Origin of the sequence: Caballeronia sp. LZ033 (assembly GCF_031451265.1) — a bacterium.
GTDB lineage: Bacteria > Pseudomonadota > Gammaproteobacteria > Burkholderiales > Burkholderiaceae > Caballeronia.
In genome coordinates this window covers 46262-55851 of the sequence record NZ_JARUXQ010000007.1, presented here as the reverse complement: position 1 = coordinate 55851, position 9590 = coordinate 46262, and the positions used below count along the sequence as shown (strand labels likewise).

General features: G+C 64.0%; 10 protein-coding genes and 1 pseudogene. 2 read left to right on the top strand and 9 right to left on the bottom strand.

Going from position 1 to position 9590, the window contains the following annotated elements; genetic code table 11:
* Together sdhB and QCE62_RS34175 are read left to right on the top strand one after the other, a co-directional pair.
* A pseudogene (gene sdhB / locus QCE62_RS34180) lies at positions 1-196 on the top strand (succinate dehydrogenase iron-sulfur subunit); the annotation flags it as partial.
* A gap of 139 nt (positions 197-335) precedes the next feature.
* Positions 336-1526 carry an amidohydrolase family protein gene (locus QCE62_RS34175; protein ID WP_309927731.1) on the top strand — a complete coding sequence of 397 codons (1191 nt, stop codon included), beginning with the start codon at positions 336-338 and terminating at the stop codon, positions 1524-1526.
* 10 nt (positions 1527-1536) lie between these two features.
* Here the strand turns inward: QCE62_RS34175 and QCE62_RS34170 are convergent, their stop codons facing one another.
* From QCE62_RS34170 to QCE62_RS34130, 9 genes are all read right to left on the bottom strand, one after another.
* Positions 1537-2373 (bottom strand): bifunctional allantoicase/(S)-ureidoglycine aminohydrolase, encoded by an 837-nt coding sequence (locus tag QCE62_RS34170; protein ID WP_309927729.1) that lies wholly within the window; start codon positions 2371-2373, stop codon positions 1537-1539.
* Between the two features lie 124 nt (positions 2374-2497).
* Positions 2498-2890, bottom strand: coding sequence for a hypothetical protein (locus QCE62_RS34165; protein WP_309927727.1), 393 nt, complete (start codon positions 2888-2890; stop codon positions 2498-2500).
* A gap of 64 nt (positions 2891-2954) precedes the next feature.
* Entirely contained in the window at positions 2955-3623 is a 669-nt protein-coding gene (locus tag QCE62_RS34160) for an RraA family protein (protein WP_309927724.1), read from the bottom strand.
* Complete coding sequence (locus tag QCE62_RS34155) at positions 3620-4663, bottom strand: amidohydrolase family protein (RefSeq protein WP_309927722.1); 1044 nt, start codon at positions 4661-4663, stop codon at positions 3620-3622. The genes QCE62_RS34160 and QCE62_RS34155 overlap by 4 nt, the downstream gene beginning before the upstream one ends.
* A gap of 29 nt (positions 4664-4692) precedes the next feature.
* Entirely contained in the window at positions 4693-6015 is a 1323-nt protein-coding gene (locus tag QCE62_RS34150) for an MFS transporter (RefSeq protein WP_309927720.1), read from the bottom strand.
* A gap of 183 nt (positions 6016-6198) precedes the next feature.
* On the bottom strand, positions 6199-7098 hold the full coding sequence (locus tag QCE62_RS34145; RefSeq protein WP_309927717.1) for a LysR family transcriptional regulator: 900 nt from the start codon (positions 7096-7098) through the stop codon (positions 6199-6201).
* A 76-nt stretch (positions 7099-7174) separates the two neighbouring features.
* Positions 7175-7432 (bottom strand): PAAR domain-containing protein, encoded by a 258-nt coding sequence (locus QCE62_RS34140; RefSeq protein WP_309927733.1) that lies wholly within the window; start codon positions 7430-7432, stop codon positions 7175-7177.
* 586 nt (positions 7433-8018) lie between these two features.
* Complete coding sequence (gene argE, locus QCE62_RS34135) at positions 8019-9173, bottom strand: acetylornithine deacetylase (protein WP_309927715.1); 1155 nt, start codon at positions 9171-9173, stop codon at positions 8019-8021.
* A complete protein-coding gene (locus QCE62_RS34130; protein ID WP_309821382.1) occupies positions 9170-9583 on the bottom strand; it encodes a RidA family protein in 414 nt (137 codons plus the stop codon). The genes argE and QCE62_RS34130 overlap by 4 nt, the downstream gene beginning before the upstream one ends.
* Positions 9584-9590 lie beyond the last annotated feature (7 nt).

Sequence of the window (9590 nt, the reverse complement as noted above, 5' to 3'; positions counted from 1 at the left end):
CTTGCTGCAGGCCTATCGTTTCATCGCGGACAGCCGTGATGAAGCGACGGGCGAACGACTCGACAACCTGGAAGATCCGTACCGTCTGTTCCGCTGCCATACGATCATGAATTGCGTCGACGTGTGCCCGAAGGGGCTCAACCCGACCAAGGCGATCGGCAAGATCAAGGAATTGATGGTGCGCCGGGCGGTTTAAGGCAAGACAAGGCATCGAACAACGCGAAAGGCGCGGCCCCTCAAAAGGCCGCGCCTTTTTGTCTGGCGCGTGCCAAAAGCGGTCACGGTCCGGCAGGGTACTATTCCCGCATACGAAGCCAACCGTCTCAGGTGCGTTCATGCCGCGCTCACTCCATCTCAGCAACCTTCGCCTGGCCGATGGCCAGCGCGTGTCCGTCACCATCGAAGACAAGCGTATCGCAGCGCTTGGCCCTGAGCTTGCCGTGCCGCCCGGCGTGCCCGTCGAAGACGGCGGCGACGCGCTGCTGCTGCCGGGCTTCGTCGAGGGCCACACGCATCTCGACAAGACCCACTGGGGACTGCCGTGGTATCGCAACGAAGTCGGCCCGTTGCTGACCGACCGCATCAGCAACGAACGCGCGTGGCGCAGCACGTCAGGACATAGCGCCGAAACCCAATCGCTGGCACTGGCGCGTGCATTCATGCAGGCCGGGACCACGCGTTTGCGCACGCACGTTGACATCGATACCGATGCGGGCCTGCGTCACCTCGAAGGCGTGCTCGCCACGCGTGAAACCCTGCGCGAGATGCTCGACATGCAGATCGTCGCGTTTCCGCAGTCGGGCATGCTGATCCGTCCAGGCACGGCCGAACTGCTCGACCGCGCGCTCGCCGAAGGTGCGGACGTGCTCGGCGCACTCGATCCCGCCTTGATCGACCGTGATCCGGTGGCCTCGCTGAACACGACATTCGCGCTCGCGCAACGCCATGGCAAGCCCATCGACATTCATCTGCACGAACCCGGCGAAGTGGGCGCATTCACGCTGCGGCTGCTGCTGGAGCGCGTCGAGGCGACGGGCATGCAAGGGCAAGTCGTCATCAGCCATGGCTTCTGTCTGGGCGCATTGCCAGAACGTGAACGCGACAGCTTGCTCGATCGCATCGCGCACTTGCGCGTGGCGTTGATGACGAGCGCGCCGCCGTCAGTCACCGTGCCGCCCTTGAAGACATGCATAGACAAAGGCATCACGATATTCGGCGGCAACGACGGCATACGCGATACCTGGACGCCCTACGGCGTGCCCGACATGCTCGAACGCGCGATGCTGATCGGCATGCGCTACGACCTGCGGCGCGACGACGATCTGCAGCTTGCGTTCGATACCGTCAGCGTGGCCGGAGCACGCGGCTGCGGTTTTACGGACTATGGCTTGCGCGTCGGCGCGCGCGCGGATCTCGTGCTCGTCGATGCAAAGTCCGTCGCACAGGCGGTCGTCGCGCGGCCGAAGCGCAAGCTCGTCATGGCGAACGGGCGCATCGTCGCGCGCGACGGAGCACTCGTCGCGTGATGAAGCCTTATCAACGCCGCGCGCCGAGCGTGAGCTTCACGTGGCGGTTGACGTCCTTGTACAAGAGATAGCGGAAGCGCCCTGGTCCGCCTGCGTAGCATGCTTGCGGACAGAAGGCGCGCAGCCACATGAAGTCGCCGGCCTCGACCTCGACCCAGTCCTGATTCAGCCGATACACCGCCTTGCCTTCGAGCACATAGAGCCCGTGCTCCATCACGTGCGTTTCCGCGAACGGAATCACACCGCCGGGCTGGAACGTGACGATGTTCACGTGCATGTCGTGACGAATGTCTTCGGGATCGACGAAGCGCGTCGTCACCCAGCGCCCTTCGGTGCCGGGCATTGGAATGGGCTCGATGTCCAGCTCATTGGTCACGAAGGCGTCGGGAAGCGGCACGCCGTCGACGGCTTCATAGTGCTTGCGCAGCCAGTGAAAGCGCGCGGCATCCTGATGACGATTGCGCATCTGCCAGGACACGCCCGGTGGAATGAACGCATAGCCGCCGGGCTTGAGCACATGCAGGGCGCCTTGCAATGTCAGTTCGATCTCGCCTTCCACGATGAACAACACGCCTTCGGCATCGGGGTCCTGCTCGGGCTGCTCGCTGCCGCCACCGGGCGCGACTTCCATGATGTATTGCGAGAACGTCTCGGCGAATCCCGTCAACGGGCGTGCCAGGACCCACAGACGGGTCTTGTCCCAGAACGGCAGATAACTGGTGACGATGTCGCGCATCACGCCTTTCGGAATGACGGCATAGGCTTCGGTGAACATCGCACGGTCGGTCAGGAGTTCGGTCTGCGCCGGATGGCCGCCATGCGGCGCATAGTAGGGTTGGCTTGACATACGAGAGTCTCCGTAAGGGTGGACATCGCATGCGCGTGGCGGAGCCGTGATCGTTGCGCCGTGCCGCGCATCGATCCATCATAGTCTTTCCGGCGCAGCCCGATGGCGCCTTTGCCGTGACCGCCTACAGCGGCACGTCTTCGATCAGTGCGAGACGCAATGCGCGAATGCGGCGATCCACGAAGTAGCCGCCGCCTTCCGTGTAACGCAGATAGAGACGCCCGCAGACCGAGCACTCCCACACGCCGCAACGGTTGTACGGGAAGTAGCGCGGCGCGATGGGCGCGTCCGCTGACCAGTACTGGATCTTGTTGGGCAGATACTCGGCGAACGTGGGCTCCGGATCGTCTTGCGGCCACAAGGTGCCGATCTCGCGGAGCTGCGTTTCGTCGAGAGAAAGCGGTTGCGACTGCCAGCCGTCGAGCGGGGTTTTCGTGCAGGTGCAGGGGCCGGGATTGCCGGCCTCGGCGTGTCGTGCGAGTTCGATGAGTGCTGCAGTGTCCAGGGTGTCGGGCATGACGCGTGAAGTCGGAGAGGCGAACGCGTCATCATGCGCGCGCGGGCGTGAGTTCGGCAAGCCCTCAGCCGTTCATCATCCGGTCACGTTGTGCCGCGACCCAGGTGCGATCGAAGCGTCCTTGCGCGATGGCTTCGAGCTGTGCCGCTTCCTTCGCTGCCTGCTTGCGCGCGCCTTCGATGACGGCTTCGACATCGGCCGGTGCAATGGCCAGCACGCCGTCCTCGTCGCCGACGACGATATCGCCCGGATGCACCACCATGCCGCCCACGGTCACCGGCACGTTGATCTCGCCCGGTCCGTTCTTGTAGGGTCCGCGATGCGTGACGCCGCGCGCATACACCGGAAAATCACGCTGGCTCAGCGCGCCGACGTCGCGGATCGCGCCATCGATCACGAGGCCCTGCACGCCGAGGCTTGCCGCATAGCTCGCCATGATGTCGCCCATCAGCGCTTGCGTGAGTTCGCCTGCGCCATCGATCACGAGCACGTCGCCGGGGCGGCAGTAATCGAACGCGCGATGAATCGCGAGATTGTCGCCGCCGCGTGTGCGCACCGTGACCGCGGTGCCGGCCATCGGCCGCGGACGATGATAGGGACGCAGCCCGGTCGTGCCGCTCACGCGGGCCATGTTGTCGCTCAGAAGCGAGACCGCGAGTTCGCGCAACGCAGCGAGCGTCGCGGGGCTCGCCTGTACCGCCGATTCATGTTCACGCCAGCCAGCCGGATTCATGACGTTGCTCCTTCGGTGGATTGTTGTTGTCGGTCGAGCTGCGCGTTGAGGCGTCCATACACGGCCCGCGCGTTGTCTTCGTAGATGCGCTGACGGTCGGCATCCGCGAGCCATTCGATGGCGTCGATATAGCGGCGCGTATCGTCGTAATGATGGCCGGTCTCGGGATCGATGCCCTGCACCGCGCCGATCGTCTCCGATGCAAACAGGATGTTCTTCGCCGGAATCACCTTGGCGAGCAGCTCGGCGCCCGGCTGGTGATAGACGCAGGTATCGAAGAACACGTTGTTGAGCAGATACTCGGTGAGCAGCGGCCGCTTCATGTCCTGCGCGAGTCCGCGATAGCGGCCCCAGTGATAAGGCACTGCGCCGCCGCCATGCGGAATGATGAACTTGAGCGTCGGGAAGTCGGCGAACAGATCGCCGCTCAGCAACTGCATGAACGCGGACGTATCGCCGTTGATGTAATGCGCGCCCGTTGCATGAAAGTTCGGGTTGCACGACGACGAGACGTGGATCATGGCCGGCACGTCGAGTTCGACCATCGCTTCATAGAGCGGATACCAGGACCGGTCCGTGAGCGGCAGCCCGGACCAATGACCGCCCGATGGATCCGGATTCAGATTGCAGCCGATGAAGCCCAGTTCTTGCACGCAGCGCCGCAATTCGGCGATGCAGTTGTCCGGCGCGACACCGGGAGCCTGCGGCAACTGGCACACGCCGACGAAGTTACGCGGAAACAACTCCACCACGCGATGCACGAGATCGTTGCATGCGCCGGACCAGACGGCATTGGCTTCGGCTGTGGCGAGGTGATGACCCATGCCGGCGGCGCGCGGCGAGAAGAGGGTGAGATCGGTGCCGCGTTCGCGCTGGATGCGCAACTGCCCGCCTTCGATGCTCGCGCGAATCTCGTCATCGGACACGGCGGGCAGCGGGGGCGGCGTATGACCGTCCTTCAGCGCGGCAATCTGTTTCGCGCGCCATGCTTCATGCTGCGGGGGCGAGGTCGTGTAGTGGCCATGGCAATCGATGATCATGCGTAAGGTCCGTTGCGTTGAGTGCGAATTCAGGTGCGTGCGGCGGGGTCGCCGGCGGGCAGGGAGGAGGCTTCGTCGTCGGCGGGCTTGACGCGCATGACCAGCGCGATCACGGTGGCCACCACGAGAAACGCCGCGATGGTCAGCAATGCGAGCTTGAAGTTGCCGGTTGCGTTGCGCACGAGGCCGATGCTCCACGGCCCGACCAGCCCGCCGAACTGCGCGATCGTGTTGATGAGCGCGATGGTGGCCGCGCCTGCCGCGCCGGTCCGGAACGACGACGCGAGACTCCAGAACAGCGGATTGCCTGCGTAGATGAAGAGCCCTGTCACGCACAGCAGCACATAGGCGATGACGGGATTCGGCGCATAGGCGCTGCCCGCGATGGCCACGGCGCTCATGCCATAGACGAAGGCGAGATGCTTCTTGCGGTCGCCGGTGCGGTCGGAACTGCGGCTGATGATGAAGGTGCCGAGCACGCCCAGCAGCGGCGGCGCGGCCGAGAGAAAGCCGACTTCGATGTTGCTCAGGTGGCCGAGGCTCTTGACGATCTGCGGCAGCCACAGGAACAGTCCATAGATGCCGACCAGTGCGCAGCCGAAGAGGCAGGCGAGGCTCCATACGCGGATGTCGCCCGCGACGCGCAACAACGGGAAGTGCTTGGCGCCGCCCACGGCTTCGCGTTCGGCGGCGAGCGTGGTTTCGAGCCACTGCTTTTCGTCGTCGCTCAGCCAGTCGGCTTCAGCGGGCCGCTCTGTCATGATGCGCAGCGTGAGCAGGCCGAGCAGCATCGCGGGAATGCCTTCGAGGATGAACATCCATTGCCATCCTTGCAGGCCCAGCACGCCGTTCGCGTAGGTCATGAGCATGGTCGAGATGGGGCCACCGAGCACCGCCGAGAACGATCCCGCGATGATGTAGCCGCCCACCGCGCGGGCCCGGTAGCGCACCGGGAACCACTTGGTCAGATAGACCGCGACGCCCGGCAGGAAGCCCGCTTCCATCACGCCGAGCGTGAAACGCAGCACGTAGAAGCTCTTGTCGTCGAAGACGAAGGCAGTGGCCGCGGCGACGGCGCCCCACGTCAGCAGGATGCGCGCAATCCAGCGGCGCGCGCCGACGCGATGCAGCAACAGGTTGCTCGGCACTTCGAGCACCATGTAGCCGACGAAGAAGATGCTGCCCGCGAAGCCGAACACGGCCGGGCTGAAGCCGAGCGCCTTGTTCATGTCGAGCGCGGCGAAGCCGATGTTGATGCGGTCGAGATAGTTGAAGAACATCATGGCGAAGAGCAAGGGCATGAGGCGCCCGTAGACTTTTCGCATCGTCGCCGCTTCGTTGAAAGGGGTCATGCCGTCTCCACGTTCTTCATCGGATCGCGAGGCTCTGCGGCCCCGCTTTACAAACAGCCTGCGCCGTTCTTGCAATCGGGCTGGCTGACGTGTACAGCACGCCAGCCTGTACGTTGGATCGATGATAAGAAGCGCGACGGCGCGCGTCCAAGACGCGTTGCTTATGCTTCTATAAGCTTCTGCTTATAGTGTGGGAGAGTCGAGGGACGGCGGAAGGCAGCGCAGGAAGGCGTGCAGATGCGCCGAATCGTCTTCGCTGCGGAAGGTGGCGGCGAGTGTCGACCAGAGCGATGCGCCGGGGCCCGCGAGCGGGCGGAACACGACGTCCGCGCGTCCGTGCCGCGCCACGGATTCACCGACGAAAGTCACGCCGAGCCCTGCTGCGACGAGTGCGATCGCGGTCTGGATCTCATAGGCCTGATGCGCGATGAACGGCGTCACGCCTGCGTCGCGATACAAGGACTGCACGGTGTGCTTGAACTGCGCGTTCTGATGTTTTGGATAGACGATGAGCGGGGTATCGGCGAGTTCGGCGATGCGCACTTTCTTTCGTGCAGCCAGCGGATGATCGGGCGAAAGCACGGCCACTACATGCTCGCGCAGCAGTGTGTAGGAGGTGCAGCCCGGGATATCGAGCGGCTGCCGTCCGATGCCGACGTGGATGCGCAGGTCGCGCAAGGCATCGGTTTGCTCCTCGGTCAGCATTTCGAAGAGCTTGAGTTCGACTTTAGGGTAAGCGTGATGAAAGGCTTTGAGCGCGGGCGGGAGGATGCTGTACATCGCGGAGCGCGTGAAGCCGATCGAGAGCCAGCCGCGCCGTCCAACGCCGATCTCTTGTGCGCCGAGGCTCGCCTGTTCCCATGAGCCGAGTATCTGGCGCGCTTCGGTGCACAGGTAGTGGCCGGCTTCGGTGAGCCGCAGCGGCCGTTGCGCGCGGTCGACGAGTTGCGTGCCGAGGCGCTCTTCCAGCAGGCGGATCTGCTGGCTCAGGGCGGGTTGCGCGATGTGCAGGCGCTCCGCGGCACGGCTGAAGTTCAGTTCCTCGGCGAGAATGACGAAGCATTGGAGGGATCTGAAGTTCATGGGAGTGTTGGAGTTCTGTGATGGCGATGTGGGATTCGGCTGCGGCCGGGCGGGCCGCGTTGACATTGGCACGACGTTACACGGAGGGACCGCTGCTTGTCACGATGAGGCTCGCGCCGCATGAGGTGCTGCTGCCGTGACGGGCAAGCGGACGGCCATCGACTACGCTGTGAGCGCCGTCGATGATGACGCCGGGGCCATGCAGCGGGCAACTGACGCTGTCGCCTAAGCGTGCGACAGGGCGGGTGCTGACGATGAGGCCGGATGTGGCGGAGGTCACCATGCCGCCGTGGGTGGTGGGGGTGCCTAGGGTGGCGATGGGGGTGGAGTGCATGGGGGAGGGGCGCGGACGTTCCGGGTTGCTCATAAAGTATTGCTTTCAATGCATTTACTTCCACGATACCCATGGGATGAGGCTTGCACATGAGGGTAGTTTTGACGCCGCTCCACTCATCATTGCCATGCTGGCTCGGAAGCCGCTCCGAGTATATATCTTGATATCAGTCGTCCAAACGCGAACTATTCGACACTGATGAGTTTTCCGTTGTCGAACTCAAATCGAACGCTATCAAGATAGACATGATGGGTTCCAGGCTCGGTCTTCAATACAACGGAGCCCGGTGGTCGCGATGTAACGTATGAATTCAGGCGGAACAAGACTTCATCAGCAGCGCCGGTTCACCCGCAGGCAGGATGGGCAGCGCGGGGCCGCTGACGGTCAGGGTGCGGGACAGGCCCTGCATGCTGTTCGTGTTCCTCGTTCCGTTCATGGCTGTGGAGCACACGAACAAGGAACACAAGCGAACAATGTGTACGGGACGCGCGCGGTGAAGGCACTAATGTCCGCGAGCGTGTCACTGACTGTCTACCAGAATGGTCCGAAACTGGACGGTCGCTTTGGGACACACTGATTGGAAGTGTCAGGGCAGAGTCCCTCCCTGGGCCAAACTCCCCACCAACCGCGCCAGAAACTCATCACACGCATCCAGCTGCGCCAGCTCGACAAACTCATCCGGCTTGTGCGCGACAGCGATATCGCCGGGACCGCACACCAGCGCCGGCACCGAGAGCCGCGCCGAGAACAACCCGCCTTCCGTACCGAACGCGACCTTGCGCGTATCCGTTCCTGGCGGCAACAGCGCTTCGAGAAAGCGCACCGCGTCGCTTGTAACGTGCGTCTCGAGACCGGGATAAGCATTCACTTCCTCGATCTCCGGCAGCGTCGCGCTGCCGTCCGCTGCAGCGCGCGCCCGGATGCCGTCGAGAATCGCTTCCGCACGATCCGCCGCCAGCGTGCGGATCTCGAAGTCGAGCGTGCACTCGTTCGGCACGATATTCAGCGCACGGCCGCCGTGAATCGTGCCGACGTGAATCGTCGAATAAGGCACGTCGTAACAGTCGTCCTGTGCGCCGTGTTCCGCGAGCTGCTGCTGCGCCGCGCGCATGGCCGTGATCCAGTCGGTGGCGACGTGGATCGCGTTCGTGTACTTCGGTGCGAGGGCAGAATGCCCTTCCTCGCCGCAACAGACCGCGCGGTACGCGGCCTTGCCCTTGTGGCCGGTGGCGATCTGCATCATCGTCGGCTCGCCGACCACGCACAGCTCGGGCCGCACCGGCGCGCTTTCCAGCACGTCGATCAGCCGCCGCACGCCCACGCAGCCGATTTCCTCGTCATACGACAGCGCGAGCTGCAACGGCTTCCTCAGCGTGCGTGCCGAGGCATCGAGCATCGCGACGACCGCGCACGCAACGAAGCCTTTCATGTCGGCCGAGCCGCGTCCGTACAGGCGTCCGTCGCGCACCGTCGCCTCGAAGGGCGGCACGGTCCACGGCTGGCCTTCGACCGGCACGACATCGGTATGACCCGAGAGCATCACGCCGGGCACATGCGCCGGCCCGGTGCTCGCGAACAGGTTGGCGCAGGTGCCCGCATCGTTTCTGACGAGCGTGCATGCGATTCCCGCCGCGCCGAGCAGTCCTGCGACATGCTCGATCAGCGCGAGATTGGGCGTGCGCGAGATCGTCGGGAAGGCGATCAGCGCCTTCAGCAACTCGGCGCTGCGGCCGGGCGTCATGCCGGCTTTACCGCGGTCACGTCGATCTCGACCAGCCACTCGGGCCGCGCGAGCGCCTGCACGACGATGCCGGTGGAAACCGGAAACACGCCCTTGAGCCAGCGGCCCATCACGTTGTAGACGGCCTCGCGATAGCGCGGATCGATGATATAGACCGTCACCTTGCAGATGTCTTCGAGCTTGCTGCCGCATTCGTCGAGCAGCATCTTGACGTTCGCCATCGCCTTTTCAGTCTGCGCGGTGACGTCGCCGATGCCCACCGACTCGCGCGTGTCGAGATCCTGGCCGATCTGGCCGCGCAGATAGATCGTGTTGCCGGCGATCACGGCCTGGCACAGGTCGTTATCGAGCTTCTGTTCCGGATAGGTTTCGCGCGTATTGAACTTGCGGATGCGGGTATGCGTGGTCATGTCGTAT

Bases quoted from the DNA above. Each gene is read 5' to 3' on its own strand.
- QCE62_RS34175 (WP_309927731.1), top strand. From the start codon at position 336: ATGCCGCGCTCACTCCATCTCAGCAACCTTCGCCTGGCCGATGGCCAG.
- QCE62_RS34170 (WP_309927729.1), bottom strand. From the start codon at position 2,373: ATGTCAAGCCAACCCTACTATGCGCCGCATGGCGGCCATCCGGCGCAG.
- QCE62_RS34165 (WP_309927727.1), bottom strand. From the start codon at position 2,890: ATGCCCGACACCCTGGACACTGCAGCACTCATCGAACTCGCACGACAC.
- QCE62_RS34160 (WP_309927724.1), bottom strand. From the start codon at position 3,623: ATGAATCCGGCTGGCTGGCGTGAACATGAATCGGCGGTACAGGCGAGC.
- QCE62_RS34155 (WP_309927722.1), bottom strand. From the start codon at position 4,663: ATGATCATCGATTGCCATGGCCACTACACGACCTCGCCCCCGCAGCAT.
- QCE62_RS34150 (WP_309927720.1), bottom strand. From the start codon at position 6,015: ATGACCCCTTTCAACGAAGCGGCGACGATGCGAAAAGTCTACGGGCGC.
- QCE62_RS34145 (WP_309927717.1), bottom strand. From the start codon at position 7,098: ATGAACTTCAGATCCCTCCAATGCTTCGTCATTCTCGCCGAGGAACTG.
- QCE62_RS34140 (WP_309927733.1), bottom strand. From the start codon at position 7,432: ATGCACTCCACCCCCATCGCCACCCTAGGCACCCCCACCACCCACGGC.
- argE (WP_309927715.1), bottom strand. From the start codon at position 9,173: ATGACGCCCGGCCGCAGCGCCGAGTTGCTGAAGGCGCTGATCGCCTTC.
- QCE62_RS34130 (WP_309821382.1), bottom strand. From the start codon at position 9,583: ATGACCACGCATACCCGCATCCGCAAGTTCAATACGCGCGAAACCTAT.